Raw genomic sequence first — 22,595 nt, forward strand, 5'->3', positions numbered from 1 at the left:
AAGGGCGCGGCGGCGCTGCTCGTCGCCGTGGCGTGCGCGGTCGCCGTCTGGCGTCACCACCGGTGGCGGAGGCAGGCCCGGCCCACGGACGGTGAGCGAGGGCGGTAGCCGACGGTCCGGGACGACGCGACGCGAACGCCGGCCGCCCCAGCCCGCCACCGGCACGGGGCCGACGGCGGGCTGGAGCGCGGGCGCGGGACGCGCCGGGTCAGGTCGTCGTGCAGGTGATGTCGGTCGGCGGGTTGTTGACGCCGGTCGCGGAGGCGATGAAGCCGAACGTGGTCGAGCCGCCCGCCGGCAGCGACCCGTTGTAGTCGACGTTCGTCACCCGCACGTTCGCGCCGCTCTGCGTGTGTGCGCCGCTCCAGATCTGGCTGATCACCTGCCCGTTGGGGAAGGTCCAGGAGACGGTCCAGCCACGGATCGCGGCCGCGCCGGCGGTCACGGTGACCTCGCCCTGGAAGCCGCCCGACCACGAACTCGTCACCGTGTACGTGGCCCGCGCACCGGACGGCGACGGCGTGCTCGTCACTGTCGGCGTCGGCGTCGGTGTCGGGCTCAGGGTCGGAGTGACGGTGGGCGTGGGCGTGCTGCTCAGCGTCGGCGACGGTGTCACACCGGGCCGCGCGGCGCGGTAGGTGTGCCCGGCGCGGACGGCGAGTTGGACGACGTCCGTCTCGGGTCGGGTGGTGGTGGGCGTGCTGCCGTCGGTGACGTCGACGAGGGTGAAGGAACCGGTGAAGAGCCGGCAGCGGAGTCGTACGGTGCCGTCCCGGTCGGCGCGGACGCTGATCTCGTCGGCCTGCCCGCTGGTCCAGGCCACCCCGACGGTGTATCCCCCGCGAGCGCGTAGCCCCGCGACCTGGCCGGTGGGCCAGGCGCTCGGCAGCGCCGGCAGCAGGTGCAGCTCGCCGGCGTGGCTGTGCAGCACCATCTCGGCGATGCCGGAGGTCGCGCCGAAGTTGCCGTCGATCTGGAACGGTGGGTGCAGGTCGAACATGTTCGGCGCGAGCCGGTCGGTCCGCACGAGGTCCTTCAGGAGCTTGTGGGCGCGGGCGCCGTCCTCCAGCCGGGCCCAGTAGTTGATCTTCCACGCGAGGGACCAGCCGGTGCCGTCGTCGCCGCGCAGCTCCAGCGTCCGGCGCGCGGCCTCGTAGAGCTGCGGGGTGCCCCGTTTGGTGATCTGGTTGCTGGGATGCAGGCCGTACAGGTGCGAGACGTGCCGGTGGTTCCGCTCGGTCTCGACCCAGTCGGCCAGCCACTCCTGGACGTTGCCGCGCGAGCCGACCTTCGAGGGCGCCAGCCGGTCCCGGGCCGTGCGCACCTGGGAGCGGAACGTCGTGTCGACGCCGAGCACCTCGCTGGCGCGGGCGACCGCGTCGAACAGGTCCCGCAGGATCTGGTTGTCCATGGTGGGGCCCGCGCAGACACTGGCGTTCGCGTGGTGCGGCAGCTCGGGCGAGTTCGACGGGTTCGTGACCAGGTAGCCGAGCGTCGGGTGGGCCACCAGCGTGTCCAGGAAGAACTGGGCGGCACCCTTCATCGCCGGGTAGTTGGTCGACAGGAAGCCGACGTCGCCGGTGAACAGGTAGTGCTCCCAGATGAGGGTGGACAGCCAGGCGCCGCCGGTCTGCCACATGCCCCACAGCGCTCCGTCGACGACCGAGGCGCCGCGCCACCCGTCGGTGTTGTGGTGGGTGACCCAGCCGCCGGCGCCGTACTGCGCCTGGGCGACGCGCGCACCGGTCACCGTCAGGTCCTTGATCATGTCGAAGACCGGCAGGAAGCACTCGGCCAGGTTCGTCGTGTCGGCGGGCCAGTAGTTCATCGGCAGGTTGGCGTTGATGGTGTACTTCGAGTCCCAGGGCGGCGTCATGGAGTCGTTCCAGATGCCCTGCAGGTTCGCCGGCTGGGTGCCCGGCCGCGACGAGGAGATCAGCAGGTAGCGGCCGTACTGGAACAGCAGGGCGGAGAACTGCGGGTCGCTGGTGCTCGCGTGCTGGGCGATCCGCACGTCGGTCGGCTGATCGGCGGCGGCCGTACGACCCAGATTGATGGTCACCCGGTTGAACAGGGCCTGGTAGTCGGCGAGATGGCGACTGCGCAGCTGGTCGAAGCTCACGCCACGGGCGGCGGCGAGGCGGCTGCGCGCGATGCCCTGATAGTCGCCGTTGACGATGCGGTAGTTGACGTAGCTGGAGCCGATCGAGATCAGGACGGTCACGCTCGTGGCGCCGGAGACGCGCAGGGTGCCCCCGGAACTGCTGACCGTGCCGCCGGTCGCGACGGCCTGGGCCAGGGCGAGGAAGCGCACCGATCCGTTGACGCCCTCCATCGCGCCGGAGATGCCGTCGACGGCGATCGTGGTGGCGTCGGGGCTCGACATGGTCGTCCGCTGCGGACTGTCGAAGGTGGCGTTGAACGTGATCGAGTTGGCGCGGTCGGCGGTCAGCCGGAGCACGATCACCGCATCGGGTGCGCTGGCGAACACCTCACGCTGGTACCGGACACCGTTCAGCACGTACGTCGTGGTGACGGTGGCGGTGGTGAGGTCCAGCGTCCGGTTGTACTGCGACGCCCCGCTGGCCGATCCGAAGGCGAGCCGGAGATTGCCCACCGGCTGGTAGGCGAGCTGGCCGCCCGGGGTTCCCATCATCGTCTGGTTGATGAGGTCCTGCGCCTGGGTCCACTGGTCCGCGAAGACGCGCCGCCGGATCTCGGCCAGGTTGGCAGCCCCCCGGGTGTTGGCGGAGTCGTACGGGCCGCCGGCCCAGATCGTGTCCTCGTTGAGCTGTAGCCGTTCGGTGTCGACGTTGCCGAACACCATCGCGCCCAGCCGGCCGTTGCCGATCGGCAGCGCCCGTAGCCAGTCGGTGCCCGCGGGTTCGTCGTACCAGAGGGCCATGTCGTCGGCGGCGAGCACCTGCGACGGCGCCACCGAGCCGGCGCGGGCGACGGCGGACCACGCGACTGGCAGCAGCGCGGCTCCGGCGCCCGCCGCACCGGCCCTCAGCACGTTCCTTCGTGTCACGTCAGGCATGGTCTCTCCAATCAGCGCAGCTAGAGGCGCAGGAGGGTGAAGAACGGCGCCCTTGCCGGGCCACCGCGGAGGAAGTCGAATGTCGTGGACGTGTCCACGGCCAGCGCGCCGATCGAGGTCTCGTGCGAGACGTGCGGCTGCTGCCGTTGGACGGGTGGTGGGACGCCCTGCTGTTAGCGCTAACAAGTGCCGCCCGTTCGCACCATGCAGCAACGTTCACAGCCGGGGACCGACGCGCCGAGCTCCCGGCGGCGCGTCATCTCACCCTCTATAGACCTTCGTAGATGGCAGTGCCGCTCGTCAAGGGATGCCGGCCATGTTTCCCGCCAGCGCCCCTCCGAGGTCGCGAGGCGGCCGCCCGCCCCGACGCGCGGATCGGGTTGCCATCCCGACGGCATCTTCGTAGCATCTAGGGCACACGATGTTATCGCGAACATTTGGTGGCATCAGGGCATGGACCGCGCGGGAGGTGGCACCCAGTGTCCGCAGGCACGCCGGCCGTCTCGCGCTACCACAATCCGGTCGTCCCCGGCTTCTATCCCGATCCGAGCGTCTGCCGGGTCGGCGAGGACTACTACCTGGCCTGCTCCAGCTTCGAGTACTTCCCGGGCGTACCGCTCCTGCACAGTCGGGACCTGGTGAACTGGCGACAGATCGGCAACATCCTCGACCGTCCCAGCCAGCTGGAGATCCCGCCGGACGCCGACGCGTCCCGAGGCATCTTCGCGCCGACCATCCGCCACCACGACGGCCGGTTCTGGATGATCACCACCAATGTCAGCCTGGGCCGCCACCTCATCGTCACCGCGCAGGACCCCACCGGCCCGTGGTCCGAGCCGGTGTACCTCGACCTTCCCCACGTCGACCCGTCCCTGGCCTGGGACGACGACGGCACCTGCTGGCTGACGACCTCCGGAGTGGACGCCTACCGGATCGACCCGGACAAGGGTCAGGTGCTGGAGGGGCCGATTCCGCTCTGGTCCGGCACCGGCGGCCAGTACCCGGAGGCGCCGCACCTCTACCGGATCGGCGACTGGTGGTACCTGCTGCTCTCCGAGGGCGGCACGCACACCGGCCACGCCGTCTCGGTCGCCCGCTCACGCAGCCTCCGGGGGCCCTTCGAGCCCGCGCCGACCAACCCCATCCTCACGCACCGCAGCACCAACCTGCCCGTACAGGCCGCCGGGCACGCCGATCTGGTGCAGGCCACGGACGGCAGCTGGTGGATGGTGCTTCTCGGCATCCGGGCGAAGGGCCAGTGGCCGCCCTTTCACGTGCTCGGCCGCGAGACGTTCCTCGCGCCGGTTCGCTGGGACGGCGGGTGGCCCGTCGTGGACGTCGTCCGGGAGGTCACCGCGGCACCCGCCGGCAGCGCACCGGCCCTCGCGGCCCCGCCCGGCCCGGTCGCCCACCACGACGACTTCGACGCGACAACCCTCGCGCCCGGCTGGATCTCGCCCCGCTCCCGCCCCGACGCGGCCTGGTCGCTGACCGAGCGGCCCGGATGGCTCACCCTGCACGCCACCGGTACGACGCTGGACCGCGCCGGCGCGACGATCGTGGCGACGCGCCAGCGCCACCATGACTGCCGCGCCGGCACGCGGGTGGATCCGGGCGGCGGCACGGCCGGGCTCACCATCCGCATCGACGAGGCGCACCACTACGACCTGGAGATTGGAGTCGGCAGCGTCCGCGTCGTCGGCCGGGTCGGGCCGTTCCGGCAGGTCTTCGCGTCCCTCGACGTACCCGCTGGCCCGCTGGTTCTGACGATCGTCACCCGGACCCACGACCTCTACCCGCCGACCGTGACCTCCGCCGCGGGCCTGGCGGCCGCGGACGAACCCTTCGGCGTACGCCCCGCCACCTCCGACATGATCGCGTTCGAGGTGGAGACCTCCGAGGGCCGCGTGCTGCTGGCCGAACTCGACGGGCGCTACCTGTCCACCGAGGTCGCCGGCGGCTTCACCGGCCGGGTCATCGGCATGTACGTGACCGAGGCCAGCGCCGCCTTCGACTGGTTCGACTACCGGCCGGCAGCGCGGCCGACCGACTGAGCGCGGACCGGCTCGCCATCGAGGGATCACCGTAGACTCCCGGTGTGATCGAGGAGAGCCGGCGGCACCACCCCCGCAAGCCCCGGCGCGGTGACCTGCCCATCGCCACGATCGCCGAGCTCGCCGGGGTGTCCCCTCCCACGGTGTCCAAGGTTCTCAACGGCCGCGCCGGGGTGGGCGAGCAGACCCGGCAGCGGGTGGAGGCACTGCTGCGTGACCATGGCTACCGCCGGCCGGAGACCGCCGCGAGGACGCTCTGCATCGAGGTGCTGTTTCACCGGATGCTGTCCTCGATCGCCCTGGAGATCCTGCGGGGGATCCAGGAGGTCGCCGGCTCTCGGGACTGCACGGTCGGCTTCATCGACATCCGCCATCGCGTGGCGGCCGGGCTGCCCTGGATGGAGCCCCTGCTGCTGCGACAGCCCACCGCCGTCATCGCGGTCTGCTCACTGGTCACCGCCGAGCACGGCAGACAGCTGACCGCCATGGGCATACCGCTCGTGGCCATCGACCCGGTCGGCGAGCGGTTCCCCACGCCCGCCGTCGGGTCGAACAACTGGAGCGGCGCCCTGGCCGCCACCCGGCATCTGCTGGACCTCGGCCACCGCCGGATCGGCGTGGTCACCGGGCCGGAGCAGGACCTGTCGGCGCGGGCTCGCCTGGACGGCTTCCGAGCCGCGCTGGACCACGCCGGCGTTCCGTTCGACGGCAGCCTCGAACGGCGCGGAGTCTTCAGCTTCGAGGACGGCCGTGACCTCGGCCGTGAGTTGCTGACCCTGGCCGAACCGCCCACCGCCGTCGTCTGCGGCAACGACCTGCAGGCGCTCGGCGTCTATGCGGCGGCGCACGAGGCCGGTCTGCGAATCCCCGACGACCTCAGCGTCGTCGGCTTCGACGATGTGGACCAGGCGGCCTGGACCACGCCACCGCTCACCACGGTGCGGCAGCCGTTCAGCGAGATCGGGGCCACCGCCGCCCGGCTCGCGTTGGCGCTGGCCGACGGCCACTCGCTGCCCCAGGAGCGGTACGAGCTCGGCACCGCGCTGGTCGTGCGGGGCAGCACCGGGCCGCCCGGTTCGCGGCGGCCGGACGCCGCTCTCCGCCCGTGAGCCAGAATTTTCTTGGCGGCCATGTCGAGAAACGGCGCGCGGCTCCGTCCCCGAGGTGAACGTGACCGGAACGGGTCACACCAGCGAGGAGGAACACGACGATGGCGAAGTACCTGCTGCTCAAGCACTACCGCGGCGCTCCGGCCGCGGTCAACGACGTGCCGATGGACCGGTGGACGCCAGAGGAGATCTCGGCGCACATGAAGTACATGAACGACTTCGCGTCCCGGCTGGAGAAGACCGGTGAGTTCATCGACGGTCAGGCGCTCGCCCCCGAGGGAGCGTGGGTCCGCTACGACGGCGCGGGACGCCCGCCGGTCACCGACGGCCCGTTCGCCGAGACCAAGGACCTCATCGCCGGCTGGATGGTGATCGACGTCGACAGTTACGAACGCGCCGTCGAGCTGGCCGGGGAACTGTCGGCCGCTCCGGGGGCGGGCGGCAAGCCGATCCACGAGTGGCTCGAGGTGCGCCCCTTCCTGACCGAGCCCCCCACCATCGCCGAGTGACCTCGGCGATGAACGACGCACTGCTCCGGAGTCTCACGCCGGGCGTGCTCGGCGTCCTCGTCCGCCGCGGAGCTGACTTCGCGGCGGCCGAGGACGCCGTGCAGGACGCGCTGGTCGAGGCCATCCGCGTCTGGCCGGCCGACCCGCCGCGGGACCCGAAGGGCTGGCTGATCACCGTGGCCTGGCGTCGGTTCCTCGACACCACGAGGGCGGACGCTGCCCGTCGCCGTCGTGAGGACCTTGTCGACTCCGAGCCGGCGCCGGAGCCCACGCCGGCGGTGGACGACGACCTCCAGCTCTACTTTCTCTGCGCCCACCCGTCGCTGACGCCGTCGTCCGCCGTCGCGCTCACGTTGCGGGCCGTCGGCGGGCTGACCACCCGTCAGATCGCGGACGCCTACCTGGTGCCCGAGGCGACCATGGCGCAACGCATCAGCCGGGCCAAACGCACTGTCTCCGCCGTGCGGTTCGACCAGCCCGGCGACGTCGCCACCGTGCTGCGCGTCCTCTATCTGGTCTTCAACGAGGGCTACACCGGCGACGTCGACCTCGCGGCCGAGGCCATCCGGCTCACCCGGCAGCTCGCGGCCGCCATCGACCATCCCGAGGTGGCCGGGCTGCTCGCCCTCATGCTGCTGCACCACGCCCGCCGGGCCAGCCGGACCGCGTCCGACGGCAGCCTGGTGCCGCTCGCCGAGCAGGACCGCGGCCGGTGGGACACCACCGTCATCGCCGAGGGTGTCGACATCCTCCAGGCGGCCCTCGCCCGCGACCGGCTGGGCGAGTTTCAGGCCCAGGCCGCCATCGCGGCGCTGCACGCCGACGCGCCCACCGCCGAGGAGACCGACTGGGTGCAGATCGTCGAGTGGTACGACGAGCTGGCCCGCCTGACCGACAGCCCGGTCGTCCGGCTCAACCGCGCGGTGGCCGTCGGCGAGGCCGACGGCGCCCGGGCCGGCCTGGCGGCGCTCGCGGCGCTGGACGACTCGCTGCCCCGTCACACGGCGGTGGCGGCGTACCTGCACGAGCGCGACGGCGACCTCGCGACGGCGGCACGCCTGTACGTCGAGGCGGCCCACAAGGCCCCCAACCTCGCCGAGCGCGACCACCTGACGTGCCAGGCCGCCCGGCTCAACGCCCGCCGACAGCGGTGACGGCGCCCGCCCGACGCCGGCAACGCCCCCCACGTCAGACGCCTGTCGCCGGCGGCACCGCGCGGACCACCGGGCACCGGTCATCCCGAGCCGAGGTCCGGCTGCCGGCCCCGCCGTCGTCGCGTGACGGGGCCGGCGCGAGCGATCCTGCTCGGTCAGCTGTTCAAAGTGGCGAGCAGCGCGCTGCTCATGCCCTGCTCACCGCGCGCGTTCGGGTGGAAGGGCGCGGCCGCGTTCTGCGGCACCAGCCCCTCGACCCACCGGGTGCCGCTGCTCTTGCACGCGTCCCGACCGATCGACGGCGTGTAGACGTCGGCGTAGGTGGCGCCGTTCGCCCCCGCGGCGCTGGCCAGCATGGCGTTGAGCGACTTCTCGATGCCGCGCAGGTACGGCACGTCCTGGTAGGCGATCGGGACGACGGGCCAACAGCCGTACCCGCTGTCGGGCAGGATCGCCGGATACCCGAGCACCACGATCCGCGCGCTCGGCGCGGCGCGGCGGATCGCCTGCAGCGTGGTCGTCACCTTCGGCACGGTGGCCGCGATCCGGGCCTGTAGCTGGTCGGTGCCGCCTGCGGTGTACCGGTTCTTGCACGGCGAGCCGAGGGGGCTGCTGAGGCTCGCCTCCGCGCACTCGCTGATGATGCCGGAGAAGCCGATGTCGTTGCCGCCGATCTGCACCGTCACCAGCGCTGTGCTCGACGTGACCGCGTTGAGCTGCGGTGGCACGTTGATGCCCAGTTGGCCGCTGCCGCCGTAGAGGATGTCGTCGGTCGTGGCGCCGGAGCAGCTCACGTCCGCGAACGACGTCGAGCCGGCGGACGCGGCCACCAGCGAGGGATAGTTGCGGTTCGACCGGAGGCAGTTCAGGTCGACCTGGGTGGGGATCAGCGGACCGGCGGTGTACGAGTCGCCGAGCGCGACGTAGCGGCCGGTGGGGACCGCGGCGCTGGCGGGTGTGGCGACGGCGAGCAGCACACCGGCGGTCGCCGCGGCGAGCGCGGCGAGTCGGGTGGCTGCTCGCAGGAGCGGCAGGCGGGGACGGGGCATGACGCCTCCCAGGGGAGATCGCGGCGGTGGTGATGGTGGTGCCGAGATCCTGTCGCCGCCCGCCGAGCGACGTCAATATAGATGACCCTCACTAAATACCGTCCCACAGTGTGGGCCAGGGGGGCTGCGCGGCAGGCTCCGACCCCCCGAGGTCCGCGCCGGACGTCGGGGGCGTTGACGTCATATGTCGTACGAGTTAAATTGGCAACGATCTATGTCGTTGGCTCCCTGTGGACCGGCAGCGGGCCCTCGCCGCCAACCACCCGCAAGGAGTGCACGTGCTCAGACGAAGAATGGCCCTACTGCTCCCCGCGGTCCTTGCCGCCGCCCTCGGCACCGCGGTGGTCAGCGGCGCGGTGGTGCTCACCACCACCCAACCCGCGCAGGCGTTGGAGAACGGGCTGGCCCGCACGCCACAGATGGGCTGGAACGACTGGAACGCGTTCGGGTGCAACGTCAACGAGACGCTCATTCGGCAGACGGCCGACGCGCTGGTCTCCAGCGGCATGGCCGCGGCCGGATACCGCTACGTCAACATCGACGACTGCTGGTCCACCAAGCAGCGCAACGCCAGCGGTGACCTGGTCGCCGACCCGCAGAAGTTCCCGAGCGGCATCAAGGCTCTCGCCGACTACGTCCACGACAAGGGCCTCAAGCTGGGCATCTACTCCTCGGCCGGCACCCTCACCTGCGCCGGATACCCGGCCAGCATCAACTACGAGCAACGCGACGCCAACCTCTGGGCGTCCTGGGGGATCGACTACCTCAAGTACGACAACTGCGGCGACCACCTCGGTCGGAGCGCGCAGCAGCGCTACACCGCGATGCGGGACGCGCTCGCGGCCACCAACCGGCCGATCCTCTACAGCCTGTGCAGCTGGGGACAGGACAGCGTCTGGACCTGGGGCGCGGGGGTGGGCAACTCCTGGCGTACCACCGGCGACATCGGTGGGAACTGGAACTCCATCATGAGCATCCTCGACCAGCAGGTCGGCAAGGAGTCGTACGCCCGACCCGGCGCGTGGAACGACCCGGACATGCTGGAGGTCGGCAACGGCCCCACCGACACCGAGTCCCGGGCCCACTTCAGCCTGTGGGCGCTGCTGAACGCCCCACTGCTGGCGGGCAACGACATCCGCACCATGTCGGCGGCCACCCGCACGATCCTGACCAACACCGACGTGATCGCCGTCAACCAGGACTGGGGCGGTCAGCAGGGCCGCAAGATCAGTGACTCCGGTGACCTGGAGGTCTGGCGCAAGCCGATGTCCACCGGCGGGGTGGCCACGGTCCTGCTCAACCGCGGCAGTGGCACGACCACGATCTCCACCACGGCCAGCGCGCTCGGGCTCGGCAGCGCCGGCGCGTACACCGTGCGTGACCTGTGGTCCCACACCACCTCGACGTCGACCGGCACGATCAGCGCGTCGGTGCCGGGGCACGGCGCCGCCATGTTCCTGGTCACCGGCGGCGGCACTCCCCCACCGAGCACTCCGCCGCCGAGCACTCCGCCGCCGAGCACGACGTCGGCGATCCGCAGCACGTCCGCCGGCCGGTGCCTGGACGTCAACGGCGCGTCCCAGACCAACGGCGCCTCGGCCATCATCTGGGACTGCCACGGCCAGGCCAATCAGTCCTGGACCTCGACCAACGTTCAGGAGCTGCGGGTCTACGGCGGCAAGTGCCTCGACGTCAACAACGGTGGCACCGCCAACGGGACATCGGTGATCATCTGGGATTGCCACGGCCAGGCGAACCAACAATGGCGCTTCAACGCCGACGGCTCGATCACGGCGGTCGCCTCGGGTCGCTGCCTGGACCTGGTGGGCAACGGTACGGCGAATGGCACACGCACCCAGATCTGGGACTGCAACGGCGCAGCCAGCCAGCGGTGGAGCCGCAGCTGAGCGACCCGCCCCGGTAGGCGGGGCCGGCCGGGCGCGGTCGCGGGCACCGACCCGCGCGTCGCCTGGCCGGCGCACGCCGCACCATGCTCACCCCTGCGGCATCCGGGGAACGTCCGACGCATAGCATTGCCACGGTTCGGGACGGCTCTGCTGAAACGAGGCGACATGCGTTGGCTCCAGCGGCTGCTGGGCGGCGGGCGGGTCCAGCTCGACCCGGGGCGGCAGCAGGCGCTGCTGCGAGACCTCCAGCACGGATACGGCACGCATGCCCGGGTTCCGTTTCCCGCTCAGGTCGAAGCGGCGACCGGGATGCTGGGCGGCGACGACGGCCTGGTGGTGGCGGCCCGGATTCTGAACCAGGTCGCCGACGAGGCACACGCGGATCTGCGGGCACAGGCCCAGGACATCCACCGGCGCACGGGCCGGCGGCTCCTGGTGCACCGGCGGAACTACCGGCCGCTGTGGATGGAGGCCGGTCCCGGCCTGCGGTGGCCGCTGTTCGCGTTGCCGTGCGGCTTCCACCCTTACGCCCAGGTGGCCGCCGCCGTCGCGGTGGTCGGCGGCCGGGCGGCCCGGCTCGATCGGGTGACCGACCCGACCCCGCTGGTGACCCATGTGTTCGAGGTGCTCGACCTCACCACCGCCGGCTGGGAGTACGGCCGGGTGCGGGTGGACACCGACGCCGCCGCGTTCGTCGATCGACTGATCACGAGCGCCGCCCAGATCCTCGCCGCGATGGACGACCCGCCCCGGTTGCCACCTCCGGTCCGTGCGCTGATGCGTCGCAACAACACAGTGGACGTGCACGACCCGGCCGGTCCGCGCGCGGTGGGACGGATGAACCTGGGCGCACGGATGCGCGAACAACTGCTGGCCTGACTGCGGCGTTGACGGCGCGCTCCGGAGCCGGGCGATCCCCAGCCGAGAGGGCCCCGCGCCCGGGACTCTAGGCGCGGGCGTTCGTGCCCAGGAAGGCGAGCAGCAGGGCGGCCGTCTCGTCGGGGTACTGCACGTGCGGGTAGTGACCCGCGCCCTCGATGACCTCGAGCCGACCCAACCCGGCCGGCAGCGCGGCCACGATCGCCTCCCCCTCGGCCCGCGGGTCGGCCCAGTCCGGGTCGAGCGACCCCTCGACGATCAGGACCGGGCAGCGGACGTTACCCAGCTGCGCCCCGGCGTCGACCGGCGCCGACCGGCGCATCTTGCGCATCGCCGCCATCCGGCCGGGCTCGCGCATCATGGCGTCGATCCGGGCCGTGCGGGTGGCCCAGTCGGCCGGCTTCCTCGCCGGGTAGGCGATGTCGAGGTAGCTGCGCCAGAGCGGCACGCTGCCCAGCAGGCCGGTGCCGAGCAGCCGGGCCATGCCCTTGCGGTAACGGGCGACCCGCAGGTCACCCAGCTTGATCGACTGCTTGCGGGTGAAGGGGGTCAGTTCGACGATGCCGGTGATCATCTCGGGCGCCTGGGCGGCGGCGATGGTGGCGGCCCCGCCGGAGATCGAGTGGCCGACCAACACGGCCGGACCGCCGAGGTGACGGATCACCGCGAGCAGATCTCCCGCGATGTCGGTGCGGCTGTAGGAGGGCCACTGCGCGCTCGACTCGCCGCAGCCCCGCAGGTCGACCGCGGCCACCCGGTAGCCGGCGGCCACCAGGCGCGGCGTGACGAAGCGGTACGCCTCGCGGCTGTCACCCATGCCGTGGGCGAGAACGACGAGCGGCCCAAAGGCGCCGGTCACCTCGTACGCCAGGGCGCCGCCATCGACGGTCAGGTACTCGGTCATGGGATCCTCCACGCTCGGCTAATTGCGTTAGCTTTAAGCTAATACCATTAGCTAAGCGTGTCAAGCCTGATCACCTTCGCCACGTCACCGAGGTCGTCGTTGAGTTGGTGATCGCGCCCCGGCAGCCGGTACACCCGCGCCTGTCCGATGACGCCCGCGTACAGGTCCGCGTGCGACGGCGGCACCGTCTCGTCCTGGAGCCCGTGAAAAACCCGCACCGGTACGCCCCGCGGCAGCCGGACGCCGAGGTCGTGCGGCAGCTCGAACTCGTCGCCGGGCCAGCCGCCCGCACCGACGAACGGGGCGGCGATCAGCACGATCATCGCGAGGTCCCGCTCGGGTGGCCGCTCGGCGAGCGTGTGGACGAGGATCGCCCCGCCCACCGAATGGCCCACGACGACGGCCCCGTCGTCCAGTGCCGCGATCTCCCGCCGGATGGCGGCGCTCCAGGTGGCGTAGCTCGGGTCACCCTCGTCGGGCATCCGCGGGTAACGAACCTCGTACGAGTTCCCGAGCCCGCGCCGCAGGCTGTCGAACAACCTGTTGTCCCACTCGTCGTACGTGCCGGCGCCAGCGCCCTGCACGAACAGAATCTGCGCGGTCGCTGCCATGACGGTCCCCTCTCGCGTACTGCGTCGAAGCGGCATCATGCGCCGACAGCGGGGTGAGCCGCAGGGATCAACAGGCAGGGATCAGCGGAACGATCTCATTCACAGCGGGGAAAAACACCACTGGTATCCGCTCCCACTTTAACGTATATCGCAACGGGGGCCTTGCCGCAAGACCCCGGTCTTGCCGCAGAATCGTCCGCCGGACACCGGAACGGACGAAGAATCGGGGCGCGATGATCGAGGAGTATGTGCGAGATTTGGACGAGGTCGACGAGACGCAGGTCGCGATCGTCGGCGGCAAGGGCGCCCGTCTGGGGACGTTGTCGCGGATCGACGGCATCCGCGTACCGGCTGGCTTCTGCGTGACGACGGACGCCTTCCGACGGGTCATGGCCCAAGTGCCCTCGATCGACCATCAGCTCGACCAGCTGTCGCGCCTGAAGCCGGACGACCGGGAGGCGATCCGCGACCTCAGCGCGGAGATCCGCCGGGCCATCGAAGGGCTGGCCCTGCCCGACGACGTGGCGGCGGCCATCACCCGGGCGCTCGGGCGGCACGGTGCGAAAGCTGCCTACGCCGTCCGATCCAGCGCCACGGCGGAGGACCTGGCGACGGCCTCCTTCGCGGGCCAGCAGGACACGTACCTGAATGTGCGGGGTCCGGCGGCGATTCACACGCACGTCAGCCGGTGCTGGGCCTCGCTCTTCACCGAGCGGGCTGTCACCTACCGTCAGCGCAATGGCATCGACCACCACGCGGTCCACCTGGCCGTTGTCGTACAGACGATGGTATTTCCGCAGGCGGCCGGCGTCCTCTTCACGGCCGACCCCGTCACGTCCAACCGGAAGGTCGCCTCGGTGGAGGCCAGCTTCGGCCTCGGCGAGGCTTTGGTCTCCGGGCTGGTGAACCCGGACTCCTACCGGGTGCGCGACGGCGCGATAATCGACCGGACGATCGGCAGCAAGCGTCTCGCCATCGAGGCGCTGCCGGCCGGCGGGACCACGCAACAGGCGATCAGCCCGGAGCGACAGGAGCAGCCGGCGCTGACGGACGCCCAGGTCCTGCGGCTGGTGGACGTGGGCCGGCGGATCGAAGCGCACGTCGGTCACCCGCAGGACATCGAATGGTGCCTGGTCGACGGTGAGGTCGAGATCGTGCAGAGCCGGCCGATCACGACGCTGTTCCCCGTCCCGGCGGCCAGGGACAGCGAGAACCACGTCTACCTCTCGGTCGGCCATCAGCAGATGATGACCGACGCCATGAAGCCGTTGGGGTTCTCCATGTGGCAGCTGACGGCCATGGCGCCGATGCACGAGGCCGGCGGGAGGTTGTTCGTCGACGCCACCCGGCTGCTGGCGACGCCCGCGAGCCGCGCCGGCTTCCTCCAGATGGCGGGCAGGTCCGATCCCTTGACCAAAGACGCGCTGGAGACCGTCCTCGGCCGCCCCGACTTCGTTCCGACGCTCTCGGAGGAGGGTCCCGATGTTCCGCGGCTCGGCGGCACGCCCGCCGCTATCGAGAACGATCCGGCGATCGTCACCGAGCTGATCGAGCGCAGCGAGGCGTCTCTCGCCGCCCTTCGGCGCGACATCGCGATGGTGACGGGCCCGGCGCTGTTCGACTTCCTGCCGGAGGCGTTCGAGGACCACAAGCGGCTCCTCAGTGATCCCTTGAGCATGCAGGCGATCATGGCGGGGATGGAGGCCACCTGGTGGCTCAACGAGCAGCTGTCCGAATGGCTGGGAGAGAAGAACGCCGCTGACACCCTCACGCTGTCCGCCCCGGGCAACATCACGTCGGAGATGGGCCTGGCACTGCTCGACGTCGCGGACGTGATCCGAGGGCATCCGGAGGTGGTGGCCTTCCTTCAGGAGGTCGACGACGACGGCTTCCTCGACGAGCTGCCGAGCTTCGCGGGCGGGACCGAGGCGCGCGACGCCATCCGGGGCTACCTCGACCGGTACGGCATGCGCTGCGTCGGCGAGATCGACATCACGAGGCCGCGCTGGAGCGAACGCCCCACCACGCTCGTACCCCTGATCCTCGACAACATCAGGCTCCTCGAGCCGGGCGCCGCCGGGCGACGCTTCGAGCAGGGGCGTCAGGCTGCGCAGGGCAAGCGCGAGGAGCTGCTGGAACGGCTGCGGGCCCTGCCGGACGGGGACCGCAAGGCCGACGAGACCACGCGGATGATCGACCGGCTCCGCACCTTCATCGGGTACCGGGAGTATCCGAAGTACGCCATCATCAGCCGCTACTTCGTCTACAAGCAGGCCCTGCTTCAGGAGGCGGAGCACCTCGTGCGGGCCGGCGTGCTCCGCGACAGGGACGACATCCTCTATCTCACCTTCTCCGAGCTGCGCGACGTCGTGCGGACGCACCAGGTCGACGACCACCTCATCCAGCGGCGCAGGGACGCGTTCCGGTGGCACCGGACGCTCACGCCGCCCCGGGTGCTCACCTCGGAGGGCGAGGCCATCGCCGGGGCGTACCGCCGCGACAATGTGCCGGCCGGGGCACTGGCCGGCCTCGGAGTCTCCGGCGGGATCGTCGAGGGCCGAGCCCGCGTCCTGCTGGACATCGCCGAGGCCGAGCTGGAGCCCGGCGACATCCTGGTCACCTCCTACACGGACCCGAGCTGGTCACCCCTGTTCGTCGCGGTCCAGGGCCTGGTGACGGAGGTGGGCGGCCTCATGACCCACGGGGCGGTCATCGCCCGGGAGTACGGCCTGCCCGCCGTCGTCGGGGTGGCGGACGCGACCAGGCTGATCCGCGACGGGCAGCGGATCCGGGTGCACGGCACCGACGGGTACATCGAGATCCTGGCATCGCCGAACGACGCCGACGCCCGCGCTCAGTTGTAGGGCATCGTCGGGAACCAGCCGTAGCCGAACATCGCGGGCACCCGGACGGTCCAGTAGACGAGGGTGAAGACGCCCAGCGCGAGCAGCAGCGCGCCGGTGACCGCGAGGGTGCGCGCCGGCCGCGCGGACAGCCAGCGGATCAGCCCTCCGCGGGTGGCGAGAACGACGAGTGCGAACAGGATGCCCACGATCGCGATGTTGCCCAGCGACTGCAGCACGAAGGCGGCAGACCCGTAGAGGGGGTTGCCGTTGTCGGCGGCCCACTGGAAGAGCTTGTGGAACAGCGGGTACGGCCGGCCGATCAGGAAGGCGCCGACCAGCATGCCGAGCACGAAGACGCGGGCGAACGGGCGGCGCGCGAAGGGATCGGGGACCTTGTCGAGGGCCGCGAGGCCGAGATAGATGAACGCGAGACCGATCAGGCCGAAGACCACCACCGACTGCACGAGTCGTACGGGCATGCCGCCGGCGGTCGTCGCCGTCGACAGCTGCGGCAGCGAGTCGCCGAGCAGGACCCCGACGAAGCCGTACGTGGCGGAGACGACGACCATGCCCAGCGCCAGCAGGCCCACCGGCCGGAGCATGAAGCGCAGCCCCGCCGCCGGTGTGCCGCCGGCGCCAGCGTGTGTCATCGGCCCGATCGAGGCGGCCATGGCGATGTTGCAGGCCGTGAACGTGCCCGCCAGACCCGAGACGAACGCGAACAGCAGGCCCGCCGCGGTGCCGCCGATCGCGGTCGCCTTCGCGTCGTGGCCCAGCAGGGTGTTGGCGACGTTGTCGCCGATCGTCTGGTCGACGAACTGGTACGACCAGAGCAGGGACAGCGCGATTCCCGCGAGCACACTGCCCACGATCAGCGCGCCGCGCCGGTCCGAGCGGGCCGGCGTCGGGGTGGCCGCGTTCTGCACGGCCGGTCGTTGCGTGGCGGTCATGACAGCCTCTTTCGAAATCTGTGACGGCAGGATGCGCTGACTGGTTCTTCGTCCGCGGCCCGGCCGGACCGTCCTCTCAGTGCGGTTCTCTGCCTGCAGAGGACGGCCGGCCGGGCCATGCGGCTCGACAGGGTCAGCGGGCGATCGGCAGCTGCACCGCCGCTGGCGGCGGCACCGGCTGCACCGCGGTGCGGGCGCGCCGCCGTTCGGCGAGCCACCTGCCCCACCAGAACAGGCCCCGTGCCAGGCACACGATCGTGACCGCGAAGAACAGGGTGTAGACGATGTTGAACAGCATCAGGACGCCGTACACCATGGCCACCGAGGCGCCGAACATGAACTGGAAGCGGGGCTTGGAGGGTGTGGTGCCCGGATCGGTGATCATGTAGTTGGTGAACAGCACGAACGCCACCCCGGTCATGATGCTCAGCGCCGACCAGAGCTGTACGTCCCAGACGAAGTGCCGGATCAGGGCCTGGATGACGAAGCCGCCGACCCAGCCGACGATCAGCGCGACCTTCTTCGTGAGCATCGCGTTGAGGATCGTGCCCGCGGTGAGCACCACCATCGGGATGAACATCCGGAAGACGTCGGGCACGTTCTCGGTGAAGTGGTACGGCGGCGCCACGTTGACCCAGGAGAACGCGAGCAGCGTGATGGTGATGCCGAAGTTCGACGGGTTCATGAAGTGCCGCATCCGTCCGGCGATCGGCGCCTGCAGCACGGCCTTCTGCCCGACGGCCACGACCACGGCGAAGGCGATCGGCCAGAACAGGTCGTTGGCGTACAGCAGCATGTTCGCGGCGAGCGCGGTGATGTGGGTCGGCAGCAGGAACGTGTAGACGCCCCACGCGCCGTTACCGCTGTAGGCCGGTCGGCGCCCCAGGGAGCGGGCGGCGACCGCCTCGATCGCGAGCTCGGCCGTGTACCCGATCGCCAAGGCGAACAGCGGCCAGGTCCAGGGCTGCTCGAACCCGAGCACCGTGTAGCCGAGCACGTTGAGGATGGACATGGAGATGGCGAAGTTCCGCAGGGCCAGGTAGCGGGGGTCGCGCCTGTCCACCCGGGGTACGGGCGGTCGCCGGTCGACGCCGGCCAGGGCCCGGTCCGGCCCGCTGCCGTTACGGGTCGCGTCGGCGACCTCGGCCGTGGTGGTCACGCCCACCGGGGCGCGTTTGACGTCCGTCATGGTGTGGTCAGCTCCTGGGCTCGGTCGGTGAGCGTGAGGTCGTGCCATCCGGCGGAGAGGGGCAGGGTCTGCTGCTGCTGGACACCGTCGAGGTCGCGCCAGCTCAGTTCGACGGTGACGGGCGTGCCGCCCTGGTCACCGAGTCCGAAGAACAGGTCGAAGCTGCGCTTGCCGGAGTGCCCGCCGCCGCCGTCGAGCTGGGCGAGCTGGGTGCGACCGTCGGCCGTGGTCACCCGAGCCTGCGCGCCGTACGCCGGGGTGCGGGCGTCGTTGCCCGTGGCGGCGCCGAGCGCGGGCCGGTGCAGCCGCAGCCCGAGGAAGTCGCCGACCTGCGCCTTGGTGTTGTGGTAGTAGGCGGGCGGTCCCCACTGGCGTGCCACCGCGAAGTCCTGGCGGCCGTCGCCGTCGGTGTCACCCACGGCGATACCGCGGGTCGGGGTCCGATCGTCGAGTCCGAGCTGCGGACTCAGGTCGACGTAGCGGCCGTTGTCCTCCGGTGCCCAGAACGCCAGCGCGTTCGAGCCGGCGATGTCGTCGCCCGGCTGCGCGTTGGGCCACATGTCCGGCTCCCGCAGCATCAGGTCGTTGCTGGCGGCCAACTCCTGGAGCCAGTTGAACCGGTTGACCGTGCCCTTGACGAAGCCGCAGGACTGCACCACGACGAGCCGTCCGCTGTTGTCGAAGTCGGCCATCTTGACGTCCCAGCCCCAGCCGACCCAGGCGAGGTTCTTCGCCGATGCCTTGTTCTCGAACGGAGCGATGCCCTTCGAGAGCCGTTCCCGCGCCTCCTGTGGGTTGGCCGCGGTGTTCTGCCAGACGAAGTTGCTCTCCTCCAGCCCCCACGACTCGGTGATGTTGCTGACGAAGGCGTCGAACCGACCGCTGCCGCGCAGATCGGCAAAGTCGACGGCCATCCCCTTGAACGAGTCGTGCCCCACGACCAGCGACTTGGGGTCGAGCGGGCCGCGGCGCCCCTCCGCCAGGGCGAACCTGATCCGGCCGGGGGCCGACACGTTGTGGAAGAAGCGGTCGTTGCCGAAGTCGTTGGCGAGGTACAGCTCGGGCAGCAGATCCCCGTCGAGGTCGGCGGAGGCCGAGGCGAGCGTCCATCCGGTGGCGTACCGGGGGTCGATCGCGCTCTGCTCCTCGTAGGTGACACTCGGCTCGGCGCCGGTGGTGGCCGCGGTCCAGCGCAGGATGTGCGCCCCGCCCGCGTTCTGCGCGCGGGACATGGAGTGGTTCATCTGCACGTTCGGCAGGCCCCGCGCGTCGAGCACCTGCGAGTCCGGGAAGTAGTTGAAGATCCCGATGTCGGGCCGCCCGTCGCCGTCGAAGTCCGCGACCGCGGTCGCGTTGGTGTTCCACAGCGGCCCCCGGTAGCGCCCGTCGGTGGTCTGCTGCTGCGGGATCAGCTCGACCGGGTGGTACGACGCGAGGCTCAGGCTCGCCGCGTCGCCGGTCTGCAGGAACACGACCGGCGTCCGTCCCCAGTAGACGACCAGCAGATCCGTCCGGCCGTCGACGTTGAAGTCGCCCGGTGTGCAGCCCATCGGGGCGATCGCCGGTCCCATCGGCAACGGCGCCGGGTCCAGCACGAACGGCGCGTAGCGGGCGCCGCCGCCGGGCGCCGGCGTCACGATGGCGCTGTCGCTGCGTGGATCGACGAGGCAGAGGTCGTTGGCGCCGCCCTTCCCGTCGAGGTCGTTGACCGCTACTCCGGCGCCCACCGACGAGATCCAGGACCGGATGTGCTCGTATTTCGGGTTCACCGTCCGGATCGTGCGCTGCGGCAGACCCGGCGGCAGGGCGATGGGCATTTCGGTGAACGCGAACTGCGACGCCATCGCGCGTCGGTCGGCTGCGGATGCGGACGGCAGCCGCGAGATCGTGAACAGCCCCGCGACGAGTACCAGGACGAAGACGACGGGAATGAGTCTGCGCAGCGGACCCACTGGTTTCGGTGGCAACGATCCCCCTCGGGTGGTGCCCGACCCGGCCGGGTCGGGCGTTCGGGTGGTGCGGTCGTGGGTGACAGCGCTCCGCGGTCACCCGGCGGTGTCCTCAGTCCGCCGCACGCACGGTCATCGGCAGGCCGCCGCGTATGCGCAGCGACAACATCGGCTCGGGTACGACGTTGTGCGTGGCGACCGTCGTGAGCGTCAGGTCCCGGGCCAGTACGGCGAGGACGAATGCGGCCTCCATCAGGCCCAGGTGGTTCCCGATGCAGAACCGCGGTCCCGCGCCGAACGGGATGAAGGCGTACCGCGGGCGGTCGGTGGTGCGGGCCGGGTCGAAGCGCTCCGGATCGAAGCGTTCGGGCTGGTCCCAGAAGTCCGGATGCCGGTGCAGCGTGTAGGGGCAGATCAGCACGTCGGCGCCCGCCGGCACCGCGTACCCGCCCACCACGTCGGCGCCGAGCGCCTTGCGGGGCAGGATCCACACCGGCGGGTACAGCCGTACCACCTCGTCGATGACCATCGCGGTGTACCGCAGCCGGCCCAGGTCGTCGAAGGTCGGCAGCCGGTCGCCCAGCACCGCGATCGCCTCTTCCCGCAGCCGGTGGCGCACCTCGGGATGCCTGTCGAGCAGGTAGAGCGCCCAGCTCAGCGTGCTGGCGGTGGTCTCGTGCCCGGCGAGCAGCAGGGTCACGAGCTCGTCGCGCAGCCGCTGTCGTCCGACCCGGGGGTCGGGCTCGGCCCGGGCCGACACGATGAGCCGCGACAGCACGTCGTCGCGGTCACCGGTGTGGCTCCCGCGCTCGGCGACGAGCTGGTCGACGATCGTCTGCAGACGGCGGCGGGCACGCCGGAACCGCACCTGACGCGGCAGCGGCACCCAGGGCGGTACGGCGCTCAACGACGCGAGCTCGAACATGGCCTGGTCCTGCACCACGGCGAAGTCGCGCCCGATCGACGGGAACCGGCCGAGGTCGGTGTCGAGCAGAGTGCGCCCGAGCACGCCGAGAGTCAGACCCGTCATCTCCTGGAGCACGTCCACCGGACCGTGGCGGCCGAGCGTCCGCAGCCGGCCGACGAGGGCCGCCGCCTCCTCGGCGACGATGCCGGCCTGCTGGGCGATGCGCCGGCTCTGGAACGCCGGCTGCGCCACCCTGCGCTGCTTGCGCCACAGCTCACCCTCGCTGGTCAGCAACCCGTCGCCGAGCGCCCGGCGGGCGTGCACCAGACCGATGCCCTTGTGGTAATTGGCCGCGTTGTCGGCGAGCACGTGCTTGGCGTGGTCGGGGTGATTGAAGAAGTAGAGCTCCTTCGGACCGACCGGCAGCAGCGCGACGTCGCCGTAGCGGGCGGCCGCCGACGTCATCATGCCGAGGCGGTCGCGGCCCATCGTGATGAGCATGCTGACGGCCGAGGCGCGCGACGGGCCGGGAAGGGCCGGCGCCGGGCCGGTGACGGCGGTCATGACGCCACCACGGCCGACGGCGCCCGCTCGAGCCGGCGGAACCGGCCACCGAGGAACACGAGTGCCTCGCCGTCGCCGTCGTCGTACCGGCGCATCCCGCACGGACGACCCAGGAAGATCGTGTGATCTCCCCCGTCGTACGACCGCCAGAGCTCGCACTCGATGTGGGCAGCGGCACCGCCGAGCAACGGCGCCGCCGTCCGCGCGCCCGGCCGCCACTCGGTGAACTCGAACTGTTCCGGTCCGAGTGGGCGGCGGCGGTCGGCGTAGTAGCGCGCCACCGCCTCCTGATCGGCGGCCAGCACGGAGACGCCGAACGCGCCGGCCCGGCTGAGCGCCTGGTGCATGAGAGCGTCCCGCCCGACACACACCAGGATCAGCGGCGGGTCGAGGGACACCGCGCTGAACGAGTTCGCGGTCATGGCGTGCGGCTCGTCCCCGCCAACGCTGACCACCGTGACACCGGTGGCGAAGGTCCCGCAGACGCGGCGCATCAGCACCGGGTCCGTCAACTCTTCGGTCCCGAAGGTCGTCATCGCCGGACCCCGGCGGCGGCGTACGGTTCCAGAGCGCGTTCGAGCGCCTCCGGAACCCGGGTGGGAACGGTCCGGTTGTTCGGGCCGCGCATGCAGGCGACGCGCTGCGCGCCGCGGGCGACGAGTGTCTCGCCGGCTGGTCCGGTCCGCACATAGTCGAAGCCGAACTCGAGCTGCGTCTGGGCCAGTTCGAGCAGCCGCATCCGGACGGCGATCTCGTCGAACGCGGTGATCTCGGCGAAGAACTCGCACTCGACCTTGAGCGTGAACAGTTTGAGGTCGTCCTGCAGGTCGGCGAGGACGGTCGGCGCCCGGTCCTTGAGGAACATCTCCCGGCAGCGGCCCTGCCACCGCAGGTAGTTGACGTAGTAGACGTTGCCGACGATGTTCGTCTCCTCGAACCCGACGGTGTGCCGCAGCTCGTAGTAGCTCTCCATG

General features: G+C 71.1%; 17 protein-coding genes. 7 read left to right on the top strand and 10 right to left on the bottom strand.

From position 1 onward, the window contains the following. Positions 1-208 precede the first annotated feature (208 nt). Positions 209-3,040 (bottom strand): glycosyl hydrolase family 95 catalytic domain-containing protein, encoded by a 2,832-nt coding sequence (locus tag OG505_RS17380; RefSeq protein ID WP_405425732.1) that lies wholly within the window; start codon positions 3,038-3,040, stop codon positions 209-211. A gap of 479 nt (positions 3,041-3,519) precedes the next feature. Here OG505_RS17380 and OG505_RS17385 point away from each other — a divergent pair, with 479 nt between their 5' ends. The 4 genes from OG505_RS17385 to OG505_RS17400 all read left to right on the top strand — a co-directional run bounded on the left by OG505_RS17385 (position 3,520) and on the right by OG505_RS17400 (position 7,866). After that, entirely contained in the window at positions 3,520-5,094 is a 1,575-nt protein-coding gene (locus OG505_RS17385) for a glycoside hydrolase family 43 protein (RefSeq protein ID WP_405425734.1), read from the top strand. Between the two features lie 44 nt (positions 5,095-5,138). Further along, positions 5,139-6,203 (top strand): LacI family DNA-binding transcriptional regulator, encoded by a 1,065-nt coding sequence (locus tag OG505_RS17390; RefSeq protein WP_405425736.1) that lies wholly within the window; start codon positions 5,139-5,141, stop codon positions 6,201-6,203. Between the two features lie 101 nt (positions 6,204-6,304). Continuing rightward, positions 6,305-6,712 (top strand): YciI family protein, encoded by a 408-nt coding sequence (locus OG505_RS17395; RefSeq protein ID WP_405425738.1) that lies wholly within the window; start codon positions 6,305-6,307, stop codon positions 6,710-6,712. 8 nt (positions 6,713-6,720) lie between these two features. Next, positions 6,721-7,866 (top strand): RNA polymerase sigma factor, encoded by a 1,146-nt coding sequence (locus OG505_RS17400; protein WP_405434551.1) that lies wholly within the window; start codon positions 6,721-6,723, stop codon positions 7,864-7,866. A gap of 155 nt (positions 7,867-8,021) precedes the next feature. On the opposite strand, the gene OG505_RS17405 is transcribed toward OG505_RS17400, so the two are convergent. Beyond that, positions 8,022-8,915: an SGNH/GDSL hydrolase family protein gene (locus OG505_RS17405; protein WP_405425739.1), complete on the bottom strand. Its 894-nt coding sequence runs from the start codon at positions 8,913-8,915 to the stop codon at positions 8,022-8,024. Between the two features lie 293 nt (positions 8,916-9,208). On the opposite strand from OG505_RS17405, the gene OG505_RS17410 reads away from it, so the two are divergent. Then, a complete protein-coding gene (locus OG505_RS17410; RefSeq protein WP_405434552.1) occupies positions 9,209-10,822 on the top strand; it encodes a glycoside hydrolase family 27 protein in 1,614 nt (537 codons plus the stop codon). A gap of 165 nt (positions 10,823-10,987) precedes the next feature. Next, positions 10,988-11,701 (top strand): hypothetical protein, encoded by a 714-nt coding sequence (locus OG505_RS17415; protein WP_405425741.1) that lies wholly within the window; start codon positions 10,988-10,990, stop codon positions 11,699-11,701. A gap of 67 nt (positions 11,702-11,768) precedes the next feature. On the opposite strand, the gene OG505_RS17420 is transcribed toward OG505_RS17415, so the two are convergent. Next, entirely contained in the window at positions 11,769-12,605 is an 837-nt protein-coding gene (locus tag OG505_RS17420) for an alpha/beta fold hydrolase (protein ID WP_405425742.1), read from the bottom strand. A 47-nt stretch (positions 12,606-12,652) separates the two neighbouring features. Beyond that, positions 12,653-13,216 carry an alpha/beta fold hydrolase gene (locus tag OG505_RS17425; RefSeq protein ID WP_405425744.1) on the bottom strand — a complete coding sequence of 188 codons (564 nt, stop codon included), beginning with the start codon at positions 13,214-13,216 and terminating at the stop codon, positions 12,653-12,655. A gap of 53 nt (positions 13,217-13,269) precedes the next feature. Between OG505_RS17425 and rph the strand changes: the two genes are divergently transcribed. After that, a complete protein-coding gene (gene rph / locus OG505_RS17430) occupies positions 13,270-16,080 on the top strand; it encodes a rifamycin-inactivating phosphotransferase (protein ID WP_405425746.1) in 2,811 nt (936 codons plus the stop codon). On the opposite strand, the gene OG505_RS17435 is transcribed toward rph, so the two are convergent. The 6 genes from OG505_RS17435 to OG505_RS17460 all read right to left on the bottom strand — a co-directional run bounded on the left by OG505_RS17435 (position 16,071) and on the right by OG505_RS17460 (position 22,594). Next, positions 16,071-17,012 carry a hypothetical protein gene (locus OG505_RS17435; protein WP_405425748.1) on the bottom strand — a complete coding sequence of 314 codons (942 nt, stop codon included), beginning with the start codon at positions 17,010-17,012 and terminating at the stop codon, positions 16,071-16,073. The two genes, rph and OG505_RS17435, sit on opposite strands and share 10 nt — an antisense overlap. A gap of 133 nt (positions 17,013-17,145) precedes the next feature. Further along, entirely contained in the window at positions 17,146-18,201 is a 1,056-nt protein-coding gene (locus tag OG505_RS17440) for an enediyne biosynthesis protein (RefSeq protein WP_405425750.1), read from the bottom strand. Beyond that, positions 18,198-20,168 (bottom strand): CRTAC1 family protein, encoded by a 1,971-nt coding sequence (locus tag OG505_RS17445; RefSeq protein ID WP_405425752.1) that lies wholly within the window; start codon positions 20,166-20,168, stop codon positions 18,198-18,200. Before OG505_RS17445 ends, OG505_RS17440 begins: the two co-directional genes overlap by 4 nt. A gap of 94 nt (positions 20,169-20,262) precedes the next feature. Further along, entirely contained in the window at positions 20,263-21,621 is a 1,359-nt protein-coding gene (locus OG505_RS17450) for a cytochrome P450 (protein ID WP_405425754.1), read from the bottom strand. Then, entirely contained in the window at positions 21,618-22,157 is a 540-nt protein-coding gene (locus OG505_RS17455) for a flavin reductase family protein (RefSeq protein WP_234582918.1), read from the bottom strand. Before OG505_RS17455 ends, OG505_RS17450 begins: the two co-directional genes overlap by 4 nt. Continuing rightward, positions 22,154-22,594, bottom strand: coding sequence for a thioesterase family protein (locus tag OG505_RS17460; protein ID WP_039905788.1), 441 nt, complete (start codon positions 22,592-22,594; stop codon positions 22,154-22,156). Before OG505_RS17460 ends, OG505_RS17455 begins: the two co-directional genes overlap by 4 nt. Position 22,595: the final 1 nt, after the last annotated feature.

Origin of the sequence: Micromonospora sp. NBC_00617 (assembly GCF_045161355.1) — a bacterium.
Lineage (GTDB): Bacteria > Actinomycetota > Actinomycetes > Mycobacteriales > Micromonosporaceae > Micromonospora.